Source organism: Skermanella aerolata KACC 11604, assembly GCF_000936425.1.
GTDB classification, from domain to species: Bacteria; Pseudomonadota; Alphaproteobacteria; order Azospirillales; family Azospirillaceae; genus Skermanella; species Skermanella aerolata.
Map to the genome: position 1 here is coordinate 20,205 of NZ_AVFK01000026.1, position 24,310 is coordinate 44,514.

Consider the following 24,310-nt stretch of genomic DNA (forward strand, 5'->3'; position numbering starts at 1 on the left):
ATCCCGTAGCATACCCTGCCAGTAGCAATAGCCCGATGCAATGACGCCAGCGACGGATCGACGATAGTCACGCAACGAACATAGCGATTCGGTCATGGTCGCGTTCTGAGCCTATTACCATCGATAGGCGAACTATATCTTATTGAAGTAAACGCTACCCCATTCATCGGCCCAGTCTTTATATTATATTGTATTTTATACGATATACTACATGACTTACCTCTTGGTTACTTTGAAGATTAAGCAATTATTTATCATGCAGTGCAATAACGGCTCGGTATGACGTGACCTATCGGGGGTCCGCGAAGCGCCGGTACCTTTCATGGCTTATCGATTTTTTGCACGCATTCTCTGGGTAGTGCTGCTCACGGCGATCGGCTGTTCGGCGACTTTGCCGGTCAGCCTGGAAGCGCAGCTGCTTGTCGCATGGTCGTTCGTCGGCGCGCTGTTCCTCGTGTCGGCCCTGAAGGCTCACAGGACGGGCCGCATCCTCGGGATATCCTTCGCGGCGTTCGTGACGATCCGATACATCATCTGGCGGACGACCAGCACGCTGCCGGCGCCCGACGACCTGCTCAATTTCATACCCGGGCTGGTGCTTTACGTCGCCGAGATCTTCTCGTTCATGATGTTCCTGCTGAGCATCTTCGTCATCAGCAACCCCCTTCACCGGAAGTCGATCCCGATCGACGACGCGGACCCCGACCTGCCGTCGGTCGACGTCCTGATCCCGACCTACGACGAAGAGCCTAATCTGCTGCTGATCACCCTGACGGCGGCGGTCTCGCTCGACTATCCAAAGTCGCGCTTCAAGGTTTACCTGCTGGACGACGGCGGCACCCGGCAGAAGTGCAACCAGGCCGACGCGCTGAAGGCGGATTCGGCACGGCGCCGCGCGGAGAAGCTGAAGGAACTCTGCCGGACGACCGGCGCCATCTACTTGACGCGGGACAGGAACGAGCACGCCAAGGCGGGCAACATCAACGCCTCTTTCGCCAAGATCAAGGGCGACCTCGTCGCGATCCTCGATGCCGACCACGTGCCATCGTCCGATTTCCTTCGAAAGACCGTCGGGTTCTTCGTCAAGGACCCCGGCATGGCCCTTGTGCAGACGCCGCACTTCTTCCTGAACCCCGATCCGGTCGAATACAATCTGAAGACCTTCCCGCGGATGCCGAGCGAGAACGAACTGTTCTATCGGAACATCCAGCCCGGCCTCGATCGCTGGAACGCCGCTTTCTTCTGCGGTTCGGCGGCCCTGTTGCGCCGAAGCGCCCTTGACGAAGTCGGCGGCATCAGCGGCAACAGCATCACCGAAGACTGCGAAACGGCGATGGACCTTCATGCCCAGGGCTATCGCAGCGCCTATCTCGATCAGCCGCTGATCGCCGGCCTTCAGCCCGAAAGCTTCGTCAGCTTCATCGGACAGCGCTCGCGCTGGGCGCAGGGCATGATCCAGATCCTCCTGCTGAAGAACGTCCTGTGGCGCAGCGGTCTGTCGCTGGCCCAGCGGCTCTGTTACCTGAGCAACAGCCTGTACTGGTTCTTCGTCTTCATCCGCCCGATCTTCGTCCTGGGACCGCTTTGCTACCTGTTCTTCGGCTTGCAGATTGTCCGGACCAACGTACCGGAATTCTTCGCCTATATCCTGCCCCACATCGTCGCCAGCGTCATGCTGCCGAACATCCTCAACGGCAAGGTACGCTGGCCGTTCATCTCCGAACTCTACGAATACGTGCTGTCGCTCCACCTGTCGCGGGCGGTGCTGTCCGTGCTCATAAACCCCCGGGCGCCGCAGTTCAAGGTGACGGCCAAGGGCGAGACGACGACGTCGGACCGGGCCTCGCCGCTGGCGGGACCGTTCGTCTGGATGGTGCTGCTGCTCACCGCCGGCATGGTGGCCGCCGCGTGGCGCTTCGTGGCATTGCCCGAGAGCCGCGAGATCATCGGCATCGTCGCCTTCTGGAACAGCGTCAGCCTTCTGCTGGCCCTGGCCGGACTGGGTGCGGTCTACGAACAGCGCCAGATCCGCAAGTTCCCGCGGATCAACCTCCAGGTCCCGGCGCACCTGAAACTGGATGGTGGAGACTTTCCGGCGCAGGTCGTGAACGGCTCGGCCAACGGCCTGAACATCGAGCTTCCGATGCATGCCCGGTCGCAGATGTCGGAATCGATGATCGTGACCCTGCTGGCGCCGGGCGAGGAAGAAGGCACCGAGCGGCAGATCACCCTGCGGGTCCGGCGCATGTCGGTCTCGGGCGGCGTCTTCTCGGTCGGATGCGAATTCAACCCGGTCAGCCAGACCGAGGCGACGGCCGCCGTCCAGCTCGTCTACGGCAACAGCCGTATCTGGGCCAAGCGCTGGCACAACCGGGTGCCGGCGGAAAGATCCATCTTCCGCAGCTTCTGGTTCCTGGTCGGCCTAGCGCTGGGCCACGGCGTCCCGGCCGCCTGGAAAATGTGCAAAAGCGGCATTCTGCGGACTGCCTCCCAGAAGAAGACTTCCGATACGGTGCCCGCCCAATGACCGCCCCAACCTCCCGGAACAGCCGGCTTCCGACGCGTATCGCGGCCACAAGCGCCCTCTGGCTGACCGCCGCCCTTCCCGTTGCCACCCTGCCCGCTCATGCCCAGCAGCCCGCCTCCCCCCTGCCGCCCGCTGCCCGGCAGGCGGTCGAGGTCACGCCGCTTTCCCTGTTGGCGGCTTCCGACCAGACGTTCGGCGTGACCGGCGAAGAGGAAACCCTATCGATCCCGTTCCACATGCCGGCCACCGTCCGCGGAAGACCGGCAACCCTGAAACTCGCATACGAGAACGCGGTCCATATCCTGCCGGGCCTGTCCCAGTTCAAGATCGCCCTGAACGGGCTTGAACTGGGCAACCTGCCGCTGACCGGGTTCGAGAAGCCCGTTTCGGCAAGCATCGGCATGCCGGCGGGATATCTGAAGCCCGGCCTCAACGAGCTGACCGTCAACTACTCCGCGCGCCACCGCGTGAGTTGCAGCGTAGCCGGCACCTTCGAACTCTGGATGCGGCTGCTGCCGGACCGCTCTTCGGTGGAGATCCTGGGCAAGCCGGCGTCCGATCTGCCGATCCTCAGCGACGCGGCGGCGTCCCTGGCCATGCCGTCCCAGTCGGGCCGGGGGCTGACGATCCTGAGCGCCCGGGCGGACACCGGAGCGGACCATGTCGCCTGGGGTGCGGACGTGGCCCAGGGCATAGCGCTTCGCCTCGGCGACCAGACGATCGTTCCCAGACCGGAGCCCGCTCCGCTGCGTGCGCCCGACGGCGACAGCCTCTTCCCCGGTCTCGACAAAGGGGTCCTGGGCGACAGCCGCAACGTCCTGATCGGGACCGCCGACCAGTTGAGCGCCATCGTCGGCAGCCGCATCGAGAGCGCGATAGCCGGTCCCTATCTCGGCCTGTTCCCACTGGGAACTTCCGGAGGCGTCGTTCTGGTCGTGTCCGGCCGGACACCGGACGAGGTGACGAGTGCGGCCAGGGCCTTCGCCAATCCCAACACGCCGCTGCCGGCGACGGCCGACACGATCCTTGCCGCCGAAGACGTCGTTTCGCTGCCGGATCTCGCGACCTTCCCGAAGGGACGCCCGGTCCCCCTTGCGGACCTCGGCTACAAGACCCGCGAGTTCAGCGGCTACCGCTTCACGCAGCCCTTGTCGGTCACGCTGGCGCGGGACTTCTTCAACCTCGACAGCCGGAAAGCGATCCTCCGGATCAACGCCGCGTCGGCACCCGGAATCGGAGCCGGATCGGCCCTGTCGGTCTTCGTCAACGGGCAGCCGGCCGCCGCCTTGCCGCTGAGCCGCATGGGCGAGCTCATCGAGCGCCGGGACCTTCACCTGCCAATGTCGCTGTTCCGTCCGGGCCGCAACGAAATCCTGCTGGCCGGCGACCTGCCGCCGGCCGAAGGCGCTCCGTGCCTGCCGGAACAATCGACGGCGCCCCGGTTCAGCCTGTTCTCCGACAGTACGCTGATGCTGCCGGAATATGCCCGCCTTGCCCAGTTCCCCGACCTGGGAACCTTCGCGAGGACGGGCAGCCCGTATACGGACGGGACGGCCGATGGGTTCGACCTCGTCCTCATGAGCAAGTCCAACGAGGAGGTAGCGGCCGCCTGGGCGCTTGCGGCCCGGATGGCCCAGGCGGCGGGGACGCCGGTCCATCCCCGCTTCTCGTTCCACGGCTCCACCGTACCGGCCGGAGACGCCCTGATCATCGGCAACCACCGGTCGCTGTCGCGTCTGGCCGGGCTGGACCTTCCGGTCCGGCAATCCGACCTGACCGCCGCCTGGGGCATCGGCACCGATCCGTCGTTCGTCCCCGCCGAAGAGCAGCCGGAGCAAGGCGAAGCCGACGAGGTGCTGGCGCAGATCGAGGCACTGCGCAGCGTCAGCCGCCCCGGCCCCGATACCATGGCGGCCGACAGCGAGGCCCGCGATCGCTGGCACAAGATCATCAAGTCGGGAGAGGACCAGAGCGTCATCAACACCGTATCCGCCGCGGCGGAGGATGTCGTGGCATCGGTGCGCCAGCATTTCCCAGCGGTGTTCGGCCAGGCGCGGCGGGAGGAAACGGACCTGTTCGCCAGCGAGCTTTCGATCCCGACCGGACTGCTCATGCAGGTGGAATCGCCGGTAACGCCATCCCGGACCTGGACGATCCTGACCGCCGCCAACGACGAGCAGCTTGCGGCCGGGGTCGAACGGCTCGTCCGGCGTCCGTACTGGGACCGGCTGGCGGGATCGGCAACCGTCTGGGGAGCGGACCCGGCAGGCACCAGAAGCATCGAGCCGTCTTCCACCTATCACCGGTTCGACAGCGACCTGAGATTGGCGAACCTCCGGCTGATCGCCGGCAACCTGATGTCGGAATATGTCTGGTACTGGACCGCCGGCCTGCTTCTGCTGGTTGCATCGTTCGGGCTGGTGACGCGCTCCTTCCTGGGTCTCGGCCGGGGCGACAACCATGATTGACCGCCGCGCATTCCTGAAGGCAGGCGTGCTCAGCGCGGGGGCCGCGGCGACCATGGCGAACCTGCCTTTTTCCCAAGTGGCTCACGCGGGCGGCGGCAACCCGGCCGGACCTTTCCCCCTGCCGCCGGAGGACTGGCAGTGGTTCCGCCAGACCTTCGTGACGCTCGAAGGCCGCGTCGTCGATACCGGGAATGGCGGGATCTCCCATTCCGAGGGACAGGGATATGGCATGCTGCTCGCCGCGGCGGCCGGCGCCAGAGCCGACTTCAACCGAATCTGGCAGTGGACCCATGCCAACCTGATGGTCAGGCAAGACGGTCTGGTCGCCTGGAAATGGGTGCCGGAGGGGACCGACAAGGCTGTCGGCAAGGTCACCGACCAGAACAACGCCACGGACGGCGACATCCTGATCGCCTGGGCTCTACTGCGGGCCGGCAAGCGCTGGAACGACCGGTCCTTCCTGACCGCGGCGACCGCCATGGCCACGGCGGTCCGCAGCAACATGATCCGGCGGGTCGAGGATCACAGCATCCTGCTGCCCGGCCATGTCGGCTTCGAGCGGCCGAACGGCCTGGTCGCCAACCTGTCCTACTGGGTCTTCCCCGCCCTGCTGGCGTTCCAGGACTGGGAACAGCACCGGGACTGGAGCGATCTGGTCTCCGGCGGCCTCGCCCTGCTCGCCCATAGCCGGTTCAGCCGGTGGCAGCTTCCGGCGGACTGGGTCCTCGTCGATCCCGGCATGAAGGTCGGCATGGCCGAAGGCTTTCCGCCGAGATTCGGCTTCGATGCGATCCGGGTGCCGCTCTACCTGACCTGGGCCGGCTACAAGGACCCTTGGTATCTGGATCCCTACGTGTCGCTGGTCCAGGCACAGAAGGAACGCCCCGGCCTGGCGGCGACCGTCGACCTCACCACGGGAGAGCCGTCGGCGATGGGGGCTTCCCCCGGAGCGATGGCGGTCTACGGCCTCGTCTCCCGCGCCATGAAGTCCGCCTACCGGGCACCTCCAACCGAAAACAATTCGTCTGAAGATTATTATTCGGCATCGCTGCGGCTGCTTTCGAAAGTTGCCGCACAGGAAAATGGACTGTGACCATGGTCAAAGGTGCTTTGATTTGTCTGACGGTCTCTCTCGGCGCTTCGGTAGCATTGCTGGCGCCGGAAGCGGCACATGCCCAGAAGTCCGATAGTCACGTCTCGCCGCTCGCCGCTCCGACCGTGACGCTCGACCAGCCCCAGGGGTCCGGGAGCGGTCCGGATGAAACGGCCCTGCGCTTCTACGCGTCCAAACGGGATCTCGACCGCGTCGAAGCGGAGATCAGGCGGTTGCAGGCGCTCGATCCCAACTGGCAGCCTCCCAAGGACCTGATGAACCCCAAGCCGGCTAGTGCCGGCGTGGACGAGGCGCCGATCTGGGAACTTGCCGCCAGGGGCGACATTGCCGGTGCCCGCGCCGGACTGGCGGAGATCAAGCGCAGGAACCCGACCTGGAGCACGCCGCCCGAACTGGAAAAGCATCTGGCCGTCCAGGAAGCCCGGAAAGACCTCCAGCTTGCCGGGGCTTCGAAGAATTGGTCCCGGATCGTCGAGCTTGCCGGGCGCAATGGCGACCTGATGTCCTGCGGCAACATCGACATCATGTGGCAGGTCGCCCAGGCGCAGGGCGAGCTGGGTCACGGCGCCGACACCTTCAAGCTCTACCGCACGATCATCGAGACCTGCGCCAACGAGAAGGAGCGGCAGGACACGATCCTGAAAGCGTCCGCCTATGTGGACGACGCCCAGGTCGACGAGCTTTTCCGGCTGGAGTCCGCGCGCTCCTCGCCGTCGGGCAAGACCGCCCTCGATCAGGTCCGGGCAAGACTGGAACGGGGCAGCTTCTCCCGCCGGCTCGCGGAGTCGAAGGGGGCGAAGCTAAGCCCCGAGCGGGTCAAGGCGTTCGAAGAGGAAACCAGGGCATCGAAGGACAGCGACGGCGCCCTGACGCTCGGCTGGTTCTACCACAACGAAAACAATCACCGGGACGCCGAGAAGTGGTTCATCTATGCCAATGCCCTGAACCCGGACGAGAACTCCGCCGAGGGTCTGGTCTATACGTATCTGGCATTGAAGGACCGGCAGCGGGCCGAGGAAGTCGCCAAGCCCTGGCTGGCGACGTCGGATAAGATCAAGAAGGCTCTTGCCGTCTCCAAGCCTTCGGCCTCGAAGACCCGGCAAACCGCCGTGAAGTCGCGGACGACGGTGCAAAGCGCAACGGTACAAAGTGCCCGGGCACTTACACCGCCCGATCCGGCGACGATCAATGCCCCGGAGATGCCGAGGGCAATGGACGCCGCCGTCGCGGCGCAGGCTCGCGGCGCCTCCTCCGACTGCCTCGCCCACCTCAATCCCGTCAGGGGCCGTCCGGGATGGACAAGCGCAATGGCGCAGATGCGCGGCTGGTGCCTGCTGTCGCTCAAGCGGGAGACCGAAGCTCAACTGGCTTTCGAGGAAGCCAGGGCGCTGGCCGTCCCGACGACGGCCACCGGGGAAAAGGAACTGGAGAGCGCCCAGCTCGGCATCATCCAGTCGCGCCTGCAAAGCGGCATGGTGGAAGAAGCGATGCGCGAGCTGGCGACTAGCAACCTGAGCCGCGCCAAGGTCGCAGAGCTTCACGCCGACGCCCTGTCGCAACAGGCCGTCCGCGAATATCAGGCGGAACATCACTGGGAAGCGTTGCGGCTGATCGACGCCCGCAACCAATACCTGCCGCCCAGGCGGGACCTGGAGATACTGCGCGGTTACAGCCTCTACCACGTCAACAGGACCGGCGAAGCGCTCGAAGTCTTCGAGCGGCTCGACAAACTGCTCAGCACACCGGAGTCGCGAGAGGGAATGCGTATCTCCAGAGGGGGTTTAGACTAAATGACCGGCTCCTGTCCCGCCCCCTTCCGCAAGCTCTGGGCCGTCAAGGCGGCGATGCTCCTGGGCCTGCTCTCATCGACCGCCGGCTGCACGCGCTGGTACGATCCCGAAGCGATGGTCCCCACCACGCAGGCCTGGCAGCGGATCTCTCCCGAACAGGCGCCGGTCGTCTTCGCGCGCGATGCTTCGGCCGTCATCCTGTCCGCCCGCCGCCAGACGTTCGGCAGATTGACGGAAACCTATGAAATCACGCTGGAGAATCCGACCGTCCTGCCAGGCGAAAACGGCATCCGGATGGAGGTGCGGCGTCGTCCGACATCGATGCTGGCAAGCCTGACGACCTTGAGCGAGCCCTTCGCAACACCGCGCTACGACGAGAAGCTGATGAACTCCCGCCTCCAGGCGGAGTTCCCGACGCTGAAGACCAAGATCGAATCCGACCTTCGCCAGAACCGCTACGGTCTCTACAGCTACGCGACGGCGACCGACGGCTACGTCACCTGCGTCCTGGCATGGCAGGTCATCGACGACTATAGCCGGATGCTGCCCCCCAACTTCGCGCTTCTGCGGACCGAATACCGTTTCTGCGCCCCCGACGAGAAGCCGGCCCGGCTTCTGGCCCTGTTCGACAGGGCGACGCTGTTCTTCGGCGGGCACATGATGCCGGAGACCGACATGGGAGCCGGTCAGCTCGGCCGCATCGACGCCGGGATGCCGGTCTCGCTGTTGCCCAGCCGAAGCGCCTCGGCCGCCAGGACCGTGAGTGCGCCGGTCGCCAGGGCCATCAGCGAGCCGGTCACGAGGGTCATGAGCGAGCCGGACGACGATCAAACGCTCGACTTTAGCAATCCCGCCCATGCCCGGACCATGCAGCGCCTGCTCAAGGACCTGGGCCTCTACGACGGGCAGATCGACGGGATCTGGGGACCGAAGTCACGTCAGGCGCTGAAGGACTATAGGAAGTCCATCGGGTAGGCGGAAACGAGTTGTGGACGGAGTCGGTGGCCCTTTGGGGACGCTGACCCCGTCCAGTATTCGACGACGCGCGCTGAAATCGGATAGTGGATAGCCGGTATCTGCCAGCTATCCGACAGTTTCCTGTTCCTTAATCGGCGTACTCGACCAGTGGCCGCCGAAAGTCCCACAACTATCAAACGTCGAGGTTCGCCACCTTCAGCGCGTTGTCCTGGATGAACTCCCGTCTCGGCTCAACGACATCGCCCATGAGCGTGCTGAACACTTCCTCCGCCTCGTCGGCGTGGTTGACCTTCACTTGCAGGAGCGAGCGCTTGGTCGGGTCGAGCGTGGTTTCCCAGAGCTGTTCCGGGTTCATCTCGCCCAGGCCCTTGTAGCGCTGGATCGTGACGCCGTGGCGGCCGAGTTCCATGATCGCGTCGAGCAGGGCCAGCGGACCGGTGATCGGGCGGAGGTCCTTGTCCTTGTGGGTCAGGCGTCCGATGCCGTCGTAGTTGGCTTTCAGCGATGCGGCCATGTTGTTGAGCGTACGGGCTTCGACGCTTTTCAGCACGTCGCGGTCCAGCACGTGGCGATGGGTCACGCCCCGGCGGGTGCGGGCGATGATAAGGGCGTCGGTCGTTGCTTCGCCGGTCCAACCTCCGCCCAGCATGCCGTCGCTGTCGCTCAGCGTGTTGAGGCGGGTGGCGATCTCGGCGGCCTTGGCGCTTGCGCGTTCCGGGTCGTTCAGAAAGGCGATGTCGAAGGCGCCGGCGATGGCGGACTGCTCGACCACGCGCAGGCTGCCGGCCTTGCGGGTCAGGGTTTCCATGGGGCCGCGCGCAACGCGGGCCTGCCCGACCAGTGCCTTGAGCTGGTCGCCGATCACCAGCACGCCGTCGGACGACGGGCTGAAGGAGACATCGTCGATGCCCTCGTCGGTCAGGTAGTCCTCGAGCGCCTTGTCGTCTTTCAGGTACCGCTCGCGCGCGTTGCCGCGCTTGATCCGGTACAGCGGCGGCTGGGCGATGTAGAGATAGCCGTTCTCGATCACCTGCGGCATCTGGCGGTAGAAGAAGGTCAGCAGCAGCGTCCGGATGTGGGAACCGTCCACATCGGCGTCCGTCATGATGATGATCTTGTGGTAGCGCGTCTTGGCGACGTCGAACTCTTCGCGGCCGATGCCGGTGCCGAGCGCCGCGATCAGCGTGCCGATCTCGGCGGAGCCGAGCATCTTGTCGAAGCGTGCCCGCTCGACGTTGAGGATCTTGCCGCGCAGCGGCAGGATGGCCTGATATTGGCGCGACCGTCCCTGCTTGGCGGAGCCGCCCGCCGAGTCACCCTCGACGATGAACAGTTCGGACAGCGCCGGGTCGCGTTCCTGACAGTCGGCCAGTTTGCCCGGCAGCGACGTGATGTCCAGGGCGCCCTTGCGCCGGGTCAGCTCGCGCGCCTTGCGCGCGGCTTCGCGCGCGGCGGCCGCTTCCACCACCTTGCCGGTGATGCGCTTGGCTTCCTGCGGGTGTTCCTCAAGCCATGTGGCGAGCGCCTCGCCGATCGCGTTCTCCACGACCGGACGCACTTCGGACGAGACCAGCTTGTCCTTGGTCTGGCTGGAGAACTTGGGGTCCGGCACCTTGACCGACAGCACGCAGGTAAGACCCTCTCGCATGTCGTCGCCGGTCAGGGTGACCTTCTCCTTCTTGGCGATGCCCGACACGTTGGCGTAGTTGTTCAGCGTCCGGGTCAGGGCGCCACGGAAGCCGGCCAAGTGGGTGCCGCCGTCGCGCTGGGGGATGTTGTTGGTGAAGCACAGCATCGTCTCGTGATAGCTGTCGTTCCACTGCAACGCCGCTTCCACCGTGATCTCGCCGCCAAGCTCGCTCGGCCGCACCGCCGACAGCGAAATCGCCGGCTTGTGCAGGGCTGTTTTGGAGCGGTCGAGATACTGGACGAAGGCTTCCAGGCCGCCTTCGTAGTGCAGGTCGACCACCTTCGGCTCGACGCCACGGGAGTCGACGAGCTGGAGATAGACGCCGGAGTTCAAGAAGGCCAGTTCGCGCAGGCGGTGTTCAAGCGTGCCGATGTCGAAATCGACCTTGGTGAAGGTCGCCTTGGAGGGCAGGAAGGTGACTTCGGTGCCGCTCAGCACCTTGCCATTGACGACGGGGGCCTCGCCCACTTCCTTGAGGGCATAGACGCGGTCGCCGTGGGCGAATTCCATCTCCCAGATCCGGCCGCCGCGCCAGACGCGCAGGAACAGGTGTTCCGACAAGGCATTGACGACGGACACGCCGACGCCGTGGAGGCCGCCGGACACCTTGTAGGAGTTCTGGTCGAATTTGCCGCCGGCGTGGAGCTGGGTCATGATGACCTCGGCCGCCGAAACGCCTTCCTCGATATGCATGTCCACGGGGATGCCGCGGCCGTTGTCGCGCACCGTCACCGAGCCGTCGGCGTTCAGCACGACCTCGACCTTGTCGCAGTAGCCCGCCAGCGACTCGTCGATGGCGTTGTCCACCACCTCGTAGACCATGTGGTGCAGGCCCGAGCCGTCATCGGTGTCGCCGATATACATGCCAGGCCGCTTGCGCACCGCATCCAGGCCCTTCAACACCTTGATGCTGTGGGCGCCGTACTCTTCGGGTGCGGAATCGGGGGTCTTGAAAGCTTCCTGTGCCATCGGTCGATACTATCAGAGTTTCGGGTTACGTGCCGGAGGATTAATCCTCACGGCGGGCTTATTCGTGTCGCGCGCGGTATCAGACCGGGGTGACATGGGCGTCCTCCACACGGAAGAAACTGGCCGCATCGCCCAGTTCGGCGAAGACGGCTGAATCGGTGCCGGTCAGCCACGCCTGGGCGCCCAGTTCAAGGATTTCGCCGAACAGCGCCGTGCGCCGCTCGGCATCCAGATGGGCCGCCACCTCGTCCAGCAAGATCAGGGGCGGCTGGCCACGCTCGGCCGCCATCAGGCGGGCATTGGCCAGGATGATGGCGATCAGCAGGGCTTTCTGTTCGCCGGTCGAGCAGACCTCCGCCGGCATGTTCTTGGTCCGGTGGCGGACCGACAGGTCGCTGCGGTGGGGACCGACGGTGCCGCCGCCCTCGCCGGACCCGGAACCCGAACCGTCGAACCGGCGCGAGTCGGCCAGACGGCGGCGCAGATCGTCCTCCGCCGCCAGCGCCGGCTGTTCGTCCAGCCAGTCTTCCACCGTGCCGGTGACCGCCAGATCGGCGCGTGGGAACGGCCCTACCGCCTGCTCGCAGGCATTCTGAAGGCGGGTCACCATGTCGCGGCGCGCGGCGGCCACGGCGACGCCCGACGTGGCCATCTCGTCTTCCAGCGCCGACAGCCAGGCATCGTCGCCCCGCCCGTCGCGCAGCAGGCGCCCGCGTTCGCGGAGCGCGTGTTCGTAGCGGCTGAGACGCCCGGCATGGGCCGGGTCGAAGCCGAACACCAGACGGTCGAGGAACCGGCGGCGCCCGCCCGACCCTTCGATGAACAGCCGGTCCATCTGAGGTGTCAGCCACGTCAGGGCGACATGTTCGGCCAGAGCAATCTGGCCCCGGACGGGATGGCCGTCGATCCGGACCAGACGACGCTCCGAAGGGCCTTCCGCCGTCACGTCGCGTCCGGTGCCGATATCGACCGGGCCGAACGGGGTTTCGACACAGGCGGCGACCGCCCAACCGGCCCTCCGGCCCTCTACCGCTCCATCGGAACCGCCGATCCGCTCGACATCGGCCAGCTTGGCGCGGCGCAGGCCGCGTCCCGGCGACAGAAAGCTGACGGCTTCAAGCAGGTTGGTCTTGCCGGCGCCGTTGGGGCCGGTCAGCACGACGGGCCGCGTATCGGCATTCAGCCGCGCGCCCTCGTAGCAGCGGAAGCGCGTCAGGGTGAGACGCGTTACCGCCAGCTTCGCCGCTGGTCCCTTATCCGGCCGGATATCGTCTTCTGTCCGGGTATTCGCAGTCCGGGCATTTGAAGTGGGCGCATCGCGCAACGGCATCAAAACTCCAGCCTTACCCGCGATACGGCCCGTCAGGAGCCATACCGGAGGGGCCACGCGTCCGGCATGGCCGCGCCTTCCCGGCGCTTCGGCAACAGCGCGCGTCAAACGCGCATCGGCATCAGAACATACAGGGCCGACGGGTCGGCCACGTCACGGACGATCGTGGGCGATGCGGCGTCGGCCATCGTGAACCGCGCGCCGTCACCCTCAATCTGCTGAGTGATGTCCAATAGATAGCGAGAGTTGAACCCGATTTCGAGGGGGGAGCTGTCATAACTGACTTCCAGTTCCTCGGTGGCGCTGCCGGCTTCAGGGCTGGTCGCCGAGAGCACCAGATTGCCCCGGTCGATGCTGAGCTTGACCGCCCGGCTCTTCTCCGTCGAGATCGTGGCGACGCGGTCCACGGCACTGGCGAAGACCTTGCTGTCCACTTCCAGCACCTTGTCGTTGCCGGTCGGGATCACGCGCTCGTAATCGGGGAAGGTGCCGTCGATCAGCTTGGAGGTCACCATCACGGTGTCGAAGCCGAACCGGACCTTGGTCTCCGACAGGGCTACGCTGATCCGGTCGCCGGCCTCGTCGATCAGCTTGCGGATCTCCATCACGGTCTTGCGCGGCACGATCACGCCGGGAATGTTGCCGGCCCCTTCCGGCAGCGGGATTTCCACCCTTGCCAGACGGTGGCCGTCGGTTGCGACGGCGCGCAGCACCGGCACTTCGGTTTCACCTGCGCGCGACCGGGTCGCGTGCAGATAGATGCCGTTCAGGTAGTAGCGGGTTTCCTCGGTCGAGATCGCAAAGCGGGTGCGGTCGACCAGCATCCGCAGATCGGCGGCCGACAGGGAGAACTGATGCGCCAGCTCGCCGCCCGACATCTGCGGGAAATCCTCGGTCGGCAGGCAGCCGAGCTTGAAGTTGGAGCGGCCCGAACGCAGCGTCAGCAGACCGTTGTCACCGGAGCTGTCGAGTTCCACCTGGCTGCCGTCCGGCAGCTTCCGCACGATGTCGTAGAGCGTGTGAGCGGGAGCAGTGGTCGAACCGGCCTGGGTGACCTCCGCCGGGACCGTTTCGACGATCTCCAGGTCCATGTCGGTGGCGGTCAGCGCCAACTCACCGTTTTCGGCCCTGAGCATGACGTTGGACAGGATGGGAATGGTGTTCCGGCGTTCCACCACACTTTGAACATGCCCGAGGGAGCGGAGGAGGGCTGCGCGTTCGATCGTGATTTTCATTCTGGTCCGCTGCAATTCTCGTTGGGCGTGATCTCGTGGAGCCTGAAGCCGGTTCCAAACTTCGTCCCCGCTCGCGCGCACGCCTTGGGCCTGCCCGCCAAACGGGGGGCGAATATAGCACAGCGGACAAAAAATCTAACCGATTCCGTCAGCTGGACGCGATTTCAGGCCGGCAATTGAGAATAAGGCGCGCCGCCAGCGCGCCTCAGCCTTCCAGCATGCGGCGGAGCAGTTCGACGTCCTCGGCGAAGCTCTGGTCGGACGTACGCAGTTCCTCCACCTTCTTGACCGCGTGCATGACGGTGGTGTGGTCGCGGCCGCCGAACTTGCGGCCGATTTCCGGCAGGGAACGGGCCGTGAGCTGCTTGGCGAGGTACATCGCGACCTGACGCGGCCGGGCGACGGCGCGGGCGCGCCTTGCGGAGTGCATGTCGGCCAGCCGGATGTTGTAATGCTCCGCCACCTTCTTCTGGATCTCGTCGATCGTGACGCGGCGGTCGTTGGCCCTGAGCAGGTCGTGCAGGACCTCCTGGGTCGACTCCAGCGTGATCGCGCGGCCGACCAGTTCAGCGTGGGCGACTATCCGGTTCAGGGCGCCTTCAAGCTCGCGTACGTTGGACGTGATCTTGTGCGCCAGGAACTCCAGGACCTTGGCGTTGATCTGGACGTTCATCGACTCGGCCTTGGCCTGGAGGATGCCCAGCCGCAGCTCGTACGTCGTCGGGTGGATGTCGGCGACCAGCCCCCAGCCCAGGCGGGAGCGCAGCCGCTCCTCCATCCCTTCCAGGTCGGACGGAGACTTATCGGCGGAAATAACGACCTGACGGTTCTGATCGACCAGGGCGTTGAAGGTGTGGAAGAACTCTTCCTGGGTGCTGTCCTTGCCGCTGATGAACTGTACGTCGTCGATCATCAGCACGTCGACCGAGCGGAACTGCTCCTTGAAGGCCATCGTGTCCTTGAAGCGGAGCGCCCGGATGAACTGGTACATGAACTTCTCGGCCGACAGGTACAGCACCCGGCGGTTGGGGTCCTTCTTGCGGATCTGCCACGCGATCGCGTGCATCAGGTGGGTCTTGCCCAGACCGACGCCGCCATACAGGAACAGCGGGTTGAAGGTGACCGTGGCGGCGTCGGTGACGCGCCGGGCCGCCGCATGGGCAAGCTCGTTCGGCTTGCCGACGACGAAGTTCTCGAAGGTGAAGCGGGGATCGAGATGGGCGAAGTGCTCGTCGCGCCCGTCCAGACCAAGCTGGGTGCCGGCGACGGGTCGCTCCTCCTCCACCTCGTCCGAGGGGATCGGGTCCACGGACGAGACGAGATCGTCGTTGGCCGAGGCGCCGACTTCGACCCGGCTGGGAGCCACCACGATATCGACCGACTGGACTCGCGGGTTCTCGCCCGACCACAGCGCACGGATGCGGTCCGCGTAATGTGTCAGGACCCAGTCCCGCATGAACCGGGTAGGCACGGTGATGCTGACTTCACCACCCTTCAACTCGCCGATCGTCAGAGGTTTCAACCAGCTCCGGTACGCGGTCTCGCCCACCTCTTCCTTGAGGCGGCCACTAACCCTCGCCCACTGCTGATCCAACGAACCGCCCACCGACATGCCCATCAGCTCCTGCTGCAACGTCCTGCCGGCTCCGCGGTGCGGCAGCCGGTAAATATTCGATACTTTGGCCTGTCCCATGCCAAGCACCCGCCGGTCAGGGCGACCCGCGGCGCTTCGTCATGGGACCGGCTTATCGGCAACGCGCAAGCTGCACGACGCCGATATCGACCCGAAAACCATCTCGAAAGAAAGTGAGACTATGCCGGAGATCGGCCTGATTCAGCCATGAACATTTTAGCCGCAGCGCTGTAATGCATTGCCCCGATAGGTGCAATGTACAGGTGCGGCATGCATGCACTGGGCAAGACCTCTCCCTGCCGGCAAAGTTAAGTCCCTGCCGTTCACAATTCACATTTTTCGAGTAACCGGACACCTCGGAGGAAGACTACAAGCACTCTTCCGTCGGTCATCCACTTTCATCACCGGTTGCCCACGACCGTCAGAAATCGAAGCTTTTACTTAAACTCCGTGTCTCGACCATCGCAGCGTCGGGAAATGTTAATCGGCCATGCTCTGGCTGACAACAGGATCGAAAAGGGAACGATCGAAAAAGTAAATTTCGTTCTCAGAACTAACCCGAAGATCAACCACAGGGGGGTTTGAAACAGTACACAATAGTCAGCGGCTCCTGAGGCGAGAGGCCGCAAGAGAGAACAACCGCTTTGGTCGGTTTGGGAATAAAAAAGCCGCGCCGTACTCGGCGCGGCTTGATCTCACCGCGAGGAGGCTCAGAGCGCCTTGATGCGGGAAGAAAGCCGCGACAGCTTGCGCGAGACGGTGTTCCGGTGAAGGACACCCTTGGACACGCCACGCTGCATTTCGGGCTGGGCCTGCTTGAAAGCCTCGGCGGCGGCTGTTTTGTCGCCGGTCGCGATGGCGACTTCGACCTTCTTGACGAAGGTGCGGATGCGGCTGACGCGGGCGCCATTGACGGCTGTGCGCCGCTCGGTCTGGCGGATACGTTTCTCTGCGGACTTGTGATTAGCCATAACTAAACCTTCTGCGGACACACCTGTGCCGAATGCGAGCGCGCTTTATAGGGGTGGCTGGGGATAAGAGTCAAGGCGGCAGAGTCAGATTCTACACGGTCCGGCCCCAGATGCCTGAGGCCGGACGACTCCCGTCCGGCATTCTCCCCGGCGGCGGATAGATCAGCGATTCCTGAAGTTGGCTTCGCGCTTCTCGGTGAAGGCGGCCATGCCTTCCTTCTGGTCCTCGGTCGCGAAGGTGGAGTGGAACAGCCGGCGCTCGAACCGGATGCCTTCCTCCAGCGTCGTCTCATAGGAGCGGTTGACCGACTCCTTCGCCATCATCACGACCGGGCGGGAGAGCGAGGCGATCCGGGCGGCCACCTTCAGCGCTTCCTCGATCAGGTCGGCGGCGGGAACGATCCTGCTGACCAGGCCGCAGCGCTCGGCCTCGGCGGCGTCGATAGTGCGGCCGGTCAGGACCATTTCCATCGCCTTGGACTTGCCGACGAACCGGGTCAGCCGCTGGGTGCCGCCGGCGCCGGGAATGGTGCCGATCGTGATCTCCGGCTGGCCGAACTTGGCGGTATCGGCCGCCAGGATGAAGTCGCACATCATGGCGAGCTCGCAGCCGCCCCCCAGCGCATACCCCGCCACGGCGGCGATCACCGGCTTGCGGGCGGTCGCCACCCTGCCCCACTTCTTCGTGATGAAGTCGGAAAGATAGACGTCCATGTAAGAGTGGTTCGCCATCTCCTTGATGTCGGCACCGGCGGCGAAGGCTCGCTCGCTGCCGGTCAGGACGATGCAGCCGATCTCGTCGTCAGCCTCGAAGGCATCGACGGCGGCGGCCAGTTCGGTCACCAGCGCGTCGGACAGGGCGTTCAGCGCCTTGGGCCGGTTGAGCTTGATGAGGCCGACCTGTCCGTGGGTCTCCACCAGGATATTTTCGTAAGGCATGCTTCTCTCCCCCTTGGATGGGCACGGCCGTCGCCTTGGGGCGGGCCTTGCCGTAGAACCGGTGATTGGGTTGCTTGGATAAGGCCTGACTACTGCGGATTGACGATGAAGCGAACCGTCAGGACATCGCCCGGCGCTCCGGGGTCGGTCAGCTCGATCCGCAGCGACTCGCCGTCGCGCGTATAGCGCCCCTCGCCGGCCGATTTCCAGCCGAGCTGCGGCGCAGTATCGGCATAGAAGCTTCGGACGGCGGCGGCCCGCACCCGGCCGGTCGCCACCGCCTGGACGATCCTGCCGCCGGGCTTGTCGAAGACGACGCTCTGATCGCCGACGCCGACGAGGCCCGGCATCAGGGGTAGGTCGTCGATCCCCTCGACGAAGGCGCTCTCCGCCGCCTGGGCCGGAAAGATGCCCGGAATACGCAGACCGGACGGCGCTGCGGCGAGCAAAAGGATGGCGAGGACCGCCGATGTGAGGACCGGATGATGCGGCATGCCGAACTGGTACATCAGCGCTGCCGTCGTGGACAATAGAAAGTCGAGCGGTTGGCCTGAACGATCCGCTGCACCCCCCCGGTGCTCGATATGTCGCAGGTGCAGCCGGGGCAGGCCTGCCCCTCGCGGTCGTAGACCGAGAAGCTGTGCTGGAAGTAGCCCAGCTCGCCCGACGCCTGGACATAATCGCGGAGCGTGGAGCCGCCGGCGGCGATGGCCTCGGTCAGCACCTCGCGAATCACGGGCACGAGTCGCTCGGCGTCGCTGCCCGCCACCGTGGCCGCGATCCGCGTCGGGCTGATCCCGGACCGGAACAGAGCCTCGCACACATATATGTTGCCCAAGCCCGCCACGACCGTCTGGTCGAGCAGGGCCGACTTGATCGGCGTGATCCTGGCCTTCAGCGCGCGGGACAGCGTTTCGGCGTCGAACTCGTTGCCCAGCGGCTCCGGTCCCAGCGACGCCAGCAGCGGATGGCTGTCGAGGACGTCGGCCCCAGTCATCGCCATCAGGCCGAATCGCCGGGCGTCGTTGAACCGGATGTCGGACCCGTCGTCGGTGGTCAGCAGGACATGGTCATGCGTCGCCGGCGGCCCCAGGTCCCGGCCGATGGTCATCCGGCCCGACATGCCGAGATGGACGATCAGCACCTGATCGTCGTCCAGGTGGATCAGGATGTACTTTGCGCGCCGCCGGATGGTGACGACCTTGCGACCGGTCAGCCGCTCGACCATCCGGTCGGGGAACGGGATGCGCAGGTTGGGCCGGCGCTGCTCGACCCTGGTCAGCACCCGCCCCTCCATCTTCATGGCGAGCCCACGGCAGACGGTTTCGACTTCAGGCAGTTCGGGCATGAGGACTTCGGCTGGTTGACAAGGCGGTCCGGTCGGACCTGCGCCGTATCATATAGTCACGAAGCCGCCCATGATGCGGGAAATCAGGACAGGGATGCGCCGGATCAGCCCCGAGGCGGGCTGCGCCGGTCGAGCACCTTGTAGAGGGCGCTGTGGTCCAGATCGCCTTCCACCGCCAGCAGGTCGCGGAACATATCGGCCACCTGGGCGGTCAGCGGCGCTTCGAAGCCGGTATCGGCAGCGGCGGCCAGCGCGTTGTCCATGTCCTTCAGGTGAGTGACGGAACGACCCTTCGTCTCGAACGCCTTCTCCACCATGCGGGAGCCGTGCAGGTCGAGCACCCGGCTCTCGGCGAAGCCGCCGCGCAGGGCTTCCCTTACCCTGGCCGGATCGGCCCCGCCCCGCTCCGCCAGCAGCAGCGCTTCGGCCACGGCGGCTATCGTGACTCCGACGATGACCTGGTTTGCCAGCTTGGCGTACTGGCCGGCGCCGGACGGGCCGACCAGCGTCGGCTTTCCCATCGCTTCAAGTACGGGAACGACCTGGACGTAGTCCTCCTCCCGGCCGCCGGCCATGATCGCAAGGGTCCCCTGCTCAGCCCCGACGGTACCGCCCGAGACCGGAGCGTCCAGATGGGAAACGCCACGTTCGGCCAGCACCCTCGCATGCTCGCGCGCCTCGGCCGGCTTGATCGAACTCATGTCGATCAGGATGGAGCCCGGCCTCATCGCCTCGGTGACGCCCTGGCCGGTCAGCAGGTCGGAAACGACGGGACCGTTCTCCAGCATCGTGATGACGATGTCGGCATCGGCCACGGCGGCGGCAGCCGTATCGGCGACGGTGGCGCCGTCGGCGGCCAGCGGCTCCGCCTTGGCGCGGGTGCGGTTCCAGACGGTGACATCGTAGCCTGCACCCAGCAGGCGGCGGACCTGACGCGAGCCCATCAGGCCCAGGCCGAGAAATGCGATGCGCGGCTGCGCTTCGGGCATGATCGTCTCCAGATTTGGCAAGTCAGTTCAACCGGATGGACGGCGTCCGCCCAAAACCGCCGGATACGCGGGAAATACCGGCGGCCAGCAGCGGCCAGAGCAGCAGGAGCACGCCGATCGTCATGATCGTGCCGACCAGACCGTTCGACCAGAACACCGCCAGCGAGCCACGGGCCATGATCATCGACTGGCGGAACGCGTCCTCCGCCTTGTCACCCAGCACCATCGCCAGCACCAGCGGCGCTATCGGGTAGTCGAGCTTCTTGAAGACGTAGCCGACCAGACCGAACGCCAGCACCAGCCAGAGGTCGAAAGTCCCGCTGTTGACCGTATAGGCGCCGATGAAGCAGACGACAACGATGACGGGGCCGATGATCGAGAACGGAATGCGCAGGATGGAGGCGAACAGCGGCACCGTCGCCAGCACCAGCACCACGGCGACCACGTTGCCGATATACATGCTGGCGATCAGGCCCCAGACGAAGTCGGGCCGCTCGATGAACAGCATGGGTCCCGGCGTCAGGCCCCAGATCATCAACCCGCCCATCATGACGGCGGCGGTGGCGGAACCGGGGATGCCCAGCGCCAGCATCGGCAGCATCGCGCTGGTTCCCGCCGAATGGTCGGCGGCTTCCGGCGCCACGATGCCGGCGGGTTCGCCCTTGCCGAACTCCTTGCCCCGGCGAGAGAACCGCTTGGCGAGGCCGTAGCTCATGAACGAGGCTGCCGTGGGCCCCCCCGGCGTGATGCCCATCCAGCAGCCGATCAGGCAGCTCCGCAGCAGCGTCACCCAGTGGCGCGGCAGCGTGGCGATGGTCTTCAGCACCTCGCGCGGGCTGACCCGCGCCCGGATGCCGTCGAACCGCAGCCCCTCCTCCATCGTCAGCAGCAACTCGCCGATGCCGAACAGGCCGATGACGGCGATCAAGAAGCTGATGCCCTTGATCAGGTCGGGGATCTCGTAGGTCAGCCGCAGGCTGCCGGAAATCGTATCCATGCCGACCGTGGCGAAGCCGAAGCCCAGCATCATCGACACGACAGTCTTGAACGGCGACGCGCTGCCCATGCCGACGAAACTGGCGAAGGTCAGGAAATAGACCGCGAAGTATTCCGGCGAGCTGAATTTCAGGGCGAACTTGGCGACCCAGCTAGATAGTCCGGTGATCACCAGCACGCCGAACAGCGCACCGATGCCGGCCGACAGGAAGGCCAGCGTCAGCGCATGCGTCGCCTGTCCCTTCCGCGCCAGCGGGTAACCGTCGAAGGTCGTGGCGACGGAGGACGGTTCGCCCGGAATGTTGAACAGGATCGACGTGGTCGATCCGCCGAACAGCGCCCCCCAATACATGCTGGTCAGCAGGATGATGGCCGAAATCGGGTCCATCGTGAAGGTCAGCGGCAACAGCAGCGAGACGCCGTTCGGCGCTCCCAGCCCCGGCAGGACGCCCACGAGAATGCCCAGGAGGACGCCGGCCCCCATGATGGCGATATGATAGGTGGTCAGCGCGACGCTGAACCCCGTCATAAGGTTCGAGAAGTTCTCCAAGGCGTTTTCCCCCAGTTTTTCTTAGTTCGGCCGGTCAAGGCCGGTACTCGGGCTCAGTAGATGCCGAGCATCGCTTCGACGGGACCTTTGAGCAGCGGCACCTGGAACCAGACCTCCATCACGACGTAGAAGGCGATGGCGGTCCCGATGCTGACCAGCGCCGCCAGGGGAATCTTGAAACGGCCCTGGATGGTCATCACGGCGAACAGATAGACGGTCATAGCGACATAGAGGCCCAGCAGGACGCAGAGCGCCACGAAGGCGACCATCGGACCGGCGAAGGCGACGATCCGGCCGGCCTGCTCGCCGGTCAGGAAGACCTGCCCCGTCCGCCGATGCTGGGTGAAGGCCTGCGCCACGACGCCCAGGCTGGCGAGGACGATCAGCAGGCCGATATAGAAGGGAAAGTATCCCGGCTGCGGACCGGCATCGTCCCACCCGGTCCCGAATTCCGTGGCGCCGTAGCTGATGATGGCGCCGGCCAGGGCCGTGACGCAGCCGGTGGCTATCTCCATCGCGAAGCGGGAAAGGACCATGCCGTGAAACATGCGCATGGACGGGCCTCCGTGAGAGCGGTTGAGGGGGAGCCGGGGTGCGGGCACAGGGTACCCGCACCCCGGCTCCCTTCTGGGAAACGGCTTCTTACTGGACGGCCCAGCCTTCCTTCTTGAAGACCTGGACCGCCTTCTCCTCATCCGCCTTGACGAAGCTGCGCATCTCGTCGCCGGTCAGGAAGCGATCGGTCTGGGACGTGCGCTCGATATAGGACTTCCACTCCGGCGTCTGCTGCGCCTTGGTCAGGACGTCGACGAAGAACTTGACGGCGTCATCGGGCACGCCGGCCGGCAGCCATACGGTGCGGGGCATCTGGTAGTTCTCGACATTCAACCCGCCTTCCTTGCAGGTCGGGATGTCGGACCAGCTCATGTCGCCCGCGACCTTGGCACCGGCAGCCATCCGGTTGGCGCTGAAGACGCAGAGCGGGCGCACCATGCCGGCCTTCCACTGGCCGAAGTTCTCGTTGGGATTGTTGACGTTGGCGTCGATATGGGCGCCGGCAAGCTGAACAGCCGCTTCGCCGCCGCTCTTGAACGGGATGTAGGTGAACTTGGCGCCTGTCGCGTTCTGGACGATGCTGACCAGGGTCTGGTCGGTGTCCTTGGACTGGCTGCCGCCCATCTTCAAGCCCTCGGGCTTCTTGGCGGCGTCCACGAAGTCCTTGATGTCCTTATAGGGAGCTTCGGCGTTGACCCAGATCAGGAACTCGTCGAGCGCCATCGAGGCGACCGGCACCATGTCGGCGGGCTTGTAGCCCAGCTTGGCGACGTAGGGCAGCAGATATTGGTTGTTGGTGCCGAAGATCAGCTTGTATGGGTTGCCGGCATTGCCCGCCCCGTAGACATAGCCCTCGGCGCCCGACCCGCCGCCCTTGTTGACGACGACAACGGGTGCTTCCATCAGGTTGTTCTTGGCGATGATCGACTGGATCGTGCGGGCGAAGGTATCGGTGCCGCCACCGGCGCCCGAGGTCACGACGAATTCCACCGGCTTCGTCGGCTTCCACTCGGCCTGGGCAGCGGTGGCGCCGAAAATCACGGCGCATACGGCGGCGGCGATCGACATTTTGCTGTTCATTGTTTCCTCCCCTTCGGATGTCGTTTTGATCTGGCTTGAAGGCTGCTTGAATTCAGACGGCGCGTGAGAGCGGCAGCACCTCGGCCCGCTTTGCGGCGGCGGCGCTGACCGCCATGCGGGCGGCAAGCAGCAAGGCTTCCCTGCTGGCGCCGATATGGGCGACGCCCTGTCCGGCGATCTCATACGCCGTGCCATGGGCCGGCGTGCAGATCGGGAAGGGGAAGCCGCCGAGCATGGTGACGCCCCGGTCGAAGCCCATCATCTTCATCGCGATCTGACCCTGGTCGTGGTACATGGTCAGCACGGCGTCGAACGCCCCGCTCTTCGCCCTGAGGAAGACGGTATCCGCCGGGAACGGCCCCTGCGCGTTGATCCCCTTGGCGACGGCCCGCTTGACGGCGGGCTCGATCACGTCGATCTCCTCGCTGCCGAAATTGCCGCCGTCGCCCGCATGCGGGTTGAGGCCGGCGACCGCGATCCGGGGCTGGTCGAAACCGGCGGCGCGCAGGCAGGTGTCGGTCAGGTCGAGTTCCGCGATGATGCCGTCGGCGGTAATGCTCGACGCCACTTCCGACAGCGGGATGTGCGAGGTGACGCGGGCGTTCCACAGGCTTCCCAGCACGTTGAATTCCCGTGCGGCGCCGGAGAAGCCGATGAAATCGGACACGAAGCGGATTTCGTCGTCGTAGCCTTCGTAGACGTAGCGCATCGCCTTCTTGTTGAAGGGCGTGAAGCAGACGGCGTCGGCCTCCCCCGCAACCGCCATCGACAGGGCGCGCCGGAAGTTCTCGGTGGCGAAGGCGCCGCCCGTGGCTGTCGCCTGCCCGCGCTGGACATCGGCCGGGTCGAGGTTGCCGAGGTCGATGAAGACCGGCGCGTCGTCGTCCGGAATGGCTGCATCGCGGCCGATCGTCGCCAGGTCGAGCGTCAGGCCGGCAATGGCCGCGCCCTCGTCGAAGACCCGGCGGTCGCCGATCACGATCAGACGCGCCGCATCCCGGACATCGTCCAACGACAGCAACTTGGCCGTCAGTTCCGGGCTGATGCCGGCCGGGTCGCCCATGGCCAGGGCTATGGTCGGTCTCTGGGGCGCCACTGCTTCTCTCCCTAAAAGTTCGCCTTCTTCTCATTTACCGCTAACACGATCC

General features: G+C 65.3%; 18 protein-coding genes. 5 read left to right on the forward strand and 13 right to left on the reverse strand.

Going from position 1 to position 24,310, the window contains the following annotated elements; genetic code table 11:
* Positions 1 to 322: 322 nt before the first annotated feature.
* From bcsA to bcsN, 5 genes are read left to right on the forward strand one after another with little or no spacing between them, the layout of a single operon-like run.
* A complete protein-coding gene (bcsA, locus tag N826_RS25465) occupies positions 323 to 2,527 on the forward strand; it encodes a UDP-forming cellulose synthase catalytic subunit (protein WP_084721182.1) in 2,205 nt (734 codons plus the stop codon).
* A complete protein-coding gene (locus tag N826_RS25470; protein WP_044433360.1) occupies positions 2,524 to 4,995 on the forward strand; it encodes a cellulose biosynthesis cyclic di-GMP-binding regulatory protein BcsB in 2,472 nt (823 codons plus the stop codon). Before bcsA ends, N826_RS25470 begins: the two co-directional genes overlap by 4 nt.
* The gene (locus tag N826_RS25475) at positions 4,988 to 6,088 is read left to right on the forward strand and encodes a family 8 glycosyl hydrolase (RefSeq protein ID WP_052832039.1); all 1,101 of its coding nucleotides are present in this window, start codon (positions 4,988 to 4,990) and stop codon (positions 6,086 to 6,088) included. Before N826_RS25470 ends, N826_RS25475 begins: the two co-directional genes overlap by 8 nt.
* Positions 6,085 to 7,899, forward strand: coding sequence for a hypothetical protein (locus tag N826_RS25480; RefSeq protein ID WP_147040408.1), 1,815 nt, complete (start codon positions 6,085 to 6,087; stop codon positions 7,897 to 7,899). Before N826_RS25475 ends, N826_RS25480 begins: the two co-directional genes overlap by 4 nt.
* A complete protein-coding gene (gene bcsN / locus N826_RS25485; protein ID WP_044433364.1) occupies positions 7,900 to 8,874 on the forward strand; it encodes a cellulose biosynthesis protein BcsN in 975 nt (324 codons plus the stop codon).
* 175 nt (positions 8,875 to 9,049) lie between these two features.
* Here the strand turns inward: bcsN and gyrB are convergent, their stop codons facing one another.
* The 13 genes from gyrB to N826_RS25550 all read right to left on the reverse strand — a co-directional run bounded on the left by gyrB (position 9,050) and on the right by N826_RS25550 (position 24,258).
* Complete coding sequence (gene gyrB / locus N826_RS25490; protein ID WP_044433365.1) at positions 9,050 to 11,536, reverse strand: DNA topoisomerase (ATP-hydrolyzing) subunit B; 2,487 nt, start codon at positions 11,534 to 11,536, stop codon at positions 9,050 to 9,052.
* A 79-nt stretch (positions 11,537 to 11,615) separates the two neighbouring features.
* Positions 11,616 to 12,866 (reverse strand): DNA replication/repair protein RecF, encoded by a 1,251-nt coding sequence (gene recF, locus N826_RS25495; protein ID WP_084721183.1) that lies wholly within the window; start codon positions 12,864 to 12,866, stop codon positions 11,616 to 11,618.
* A gap of 104 nt (positions 12,867 to 12,970) precedes the next feature.
* Entirely contained in the window at positions 12,971 to 14,101 is a 1,131-nt protein-coding gene (gene dnaN / locus N826_RS25500; protein ID WP_044433367.1) for a DNA polymerase III subunit beta, read from the reverse strand.
* 205 nt (positions 14,102 to 14,306) lie between these two features.
* On the reverse strand, positions 14,307 to 15,713 hold the full coding sequence (gene dnaA, locus N826_RS25505) for a chromosomal replication initiator protein DnaA (RefSeq protein WP_044433479.1): 1,407 nt from the start codon (positions 15,711 to 15,713) through the stop codon (positions 14,307 to 14,309).
* Positions 15,714 to 16,444: 731 nt separating this feature from the next.
* The gene (rpsT, locus tag N826_RS25510; protein ID WP_044433369.1) at positions 16,445 to 16,705 is read right to left on the reverse strand and encodes a 30S ribosomal protein S20; all 261 of its coding nucleotides are present in this window, start codon (positions 16,703 to 16,705) and stop codon (positions 16,445 to 16,447) included.
* A gap of 162 nt (positions 16,706 to 16,867) precedes the next feature.
* Positions 16,868 to 17,644 (reverse strand): enoyl-CoA hydratase, encoded by a 777-nt coding sequence (locus tag N826_RS25515; RefSeq protein WP_044433372.1) that lies wholly within the window; start codon positions 17,642 to 17,644, stop codon positions 16,868 to 16,870.
* An 89-nt stretch (positions 17,645 to 17,733) separates the two neighbouring features.
* The gene (locus N826_RS25520) at positions 17,734 to 18,174 is read right to left on the reverse strand and encodes a hypothetical protein (protein WP_147040405.1); all 441 of its coding nucleotides are present in this window, start codon (positions 18,172 to 18,174) and stop codon (positions 17,734 to 17,736) included.
* Positions 18,153 to 18,992 (reverse strand): bifunctional DNA-formamidopyrimidine glycosylase/DNA-(apurinic or apyrimidinic site) lyase, encoded by an 840-nt coding sequence (gene mutM / locus N826_RS25525; RefSeq protein WP_044433373.1) that lies wholly within the window; start codon positions 18,990 to 18,992, stop codon positions 18,153 to 18,155. Before mutM ends, N826_RS25520 begins: the two co-directional genes overlap by 22 nt.
* A gap of 104 nt (positions 18,993 to 19,096) precedes the next feature.
* The gene (locus N826_RS25530) at positions 19,097 to 19,981 is read right to left on the reverse strand and encodes an NAD(P)-dependent oxidoreductase (RefSeq protein ID WP_044433482.1); all 885 of its coding nucleotides are present in this window, start codon (positions 19,979 to 19,981) and stop codon (positions 19,097 to 19,099) included.
* A 22-nt stretch (positions 19,982 to 20,003) separates the two neighbouring features.
* Positions 20,004 to 21,527: a tripartite tricarboxylate transporter permease gene (locus tag N826_RS25535; RefSeq protein ID WP_044433375.1), complete on the reverse strand. Its 1,524-nt coding sequence runs from the start codon at positions 21,525 to 21,527 to the stop codon at positions 20,004 to 20,006.
* Between the two features lie 53 nt (positions 21,528 to 21,580).
* Positions 21,581 to 22,081: a tripartite tricarboxylate transporter TctB family protein gene (locus N826_RS25540; protein ID WP_044433377.1), complete on the reverse strand. Its 501-nt coding sequence runs from the start codon at positions 22,079 to 22,081 to the stop codon at positions 21,581 to 21,583.
* 88 nt (positions 22,082 to 22,169) lie between these two features.
* Positions 22,170 to 23,162 carry a Bug family tripartite tricarboxylate transporter substrate binding protein gene (locus tag N826_RS25545; protein WP_044433379.1) on the reverse strand — a complete coding sequence of 331 codons (993 nt, stop codon included), beginning with the start codon at positions 23,160 to 23,162 and terminating at the stop codon, positions 22,170 to 22,172.
* 52 nt (positions 23,163 to 23,214) lie between these two features.
* Positions 23,215 to 24,258, reverse strand: a complete 1,044-nt coding sequence (locus N826_RS25550; RefSeq protein WP_244619507.1) for a 4-hydroxythreonine-4-phosphate dehydrogenase PdxA — start codon at positions 24,256 to 24,258, stop codon at positions 23,215 to 23,217.
* Positions 24,259 to 24,310: the final 52 nt, after the last annotated feature.

What these genes read in the sequence shown, in the direction of transcription:
- bcsN (WP_044433364.1), top strand. Translation starts at nt 7,900, where the DNA reads ATGACCGGCTCCTGTCCCGCCCCCTTCCGCAAGCTCTGGGCCGTCAAG.
- gyrB (WP_044433365.1), bottom strand. Translation starts at nt 11,536, where the DNA reads ATGGCACAGGAAGCTTTCAAGACCCCCGATTCCGCACCCGAAGAGTAC.
- N826_RS25545 (WP_044433379.1), bottom strand. Translation starts at nt 23,162, where the DNA reads ATGAACAGCAAAATGTCGATCGCCGCCGCCGTATGCGCCGTGATTTTC.
- N826_RS25515 (WP_044433372.1), bottom strand. Translation starts at nt 17,644, where the DNA reads ATGCCTTACGAAAATATCCTGGTGGAGACCCACGGACAGGTCGGCCTC.
- N826_RS25475 (WP_052832039.1), top strand. Translation starts at nt 4,988, where the DNA reads ATGATTGACCGCCGCGCATTCCTGAAGGCAGGCGTGCTCAGCGCGGGG.
- N826_RS25540 (WP_044433377.1), bottom strand. Translation starts at nt 22,081, where the DNA reads ATGCGCATGTTTCACGGCATGGTCCTTTCCCGCTTCGCGATGGAGATA.
- rpsT (WP_044433369.1), bottom strand. Translation starts at nt 16,705, where the DNA reads ATGGCTAATCACAAGTCCGCAGAGAAACGTATCCGCCAGACCGAGCGG.
- N826_RS25470 (WP_044433360.1), top strand. Translation starts at nt 2,524, where the DNA reads ATGACCGCCCCAACCTCCCGGAACAGCCGGCTTCCGACGCGTATCGCG.
- dnaA (WP_044433479.1), bottom strand. Translation starts at nt 15,713, where the DNA reads ATGTCGGTGGGCGGTTCGTTGGATCAGCAGTGGGCGAGGGTTAGTGGC.
- N826_RS25530 (WP_044433482.1), bottom strand. Translation starts at nt 19,981, where the DNA reads ATGCCCGAAGCGCAGCCGCGCATCGCATTTCTCGGCCTGGGCCTGATG.
- dnaN (WP_044433367.1), bottom strand. Translation starts at nt 14,101, where the DNA reads ATGAAAATCACGATCGAACGCGCAGCCCTCCTCCGCTCCCTCGGGCAT.
- bcsA (WP_084721182.1), top strand. Translation starts at nt 323, where the DNA reads ATGGCTTATCGATTTTTTGCACGCATTCTCTGGGTAGTGCTGCTCACG.
- recF (WP_084721183.1), bottom strand. Translation starts at nt 12,866, where the DNA reads ATGCCGTTGCGCGATGCGCCCACTTCAAATGCCCGGACTGCGAATACC.
- mutM (WP_044433373.1), bottom strand. Translation starts at nt 18,992, where the DNA reads ATGCCCGAACTGCCTGAAGTCGAAACCGTCTGCCGTGGGCTCGCCATG.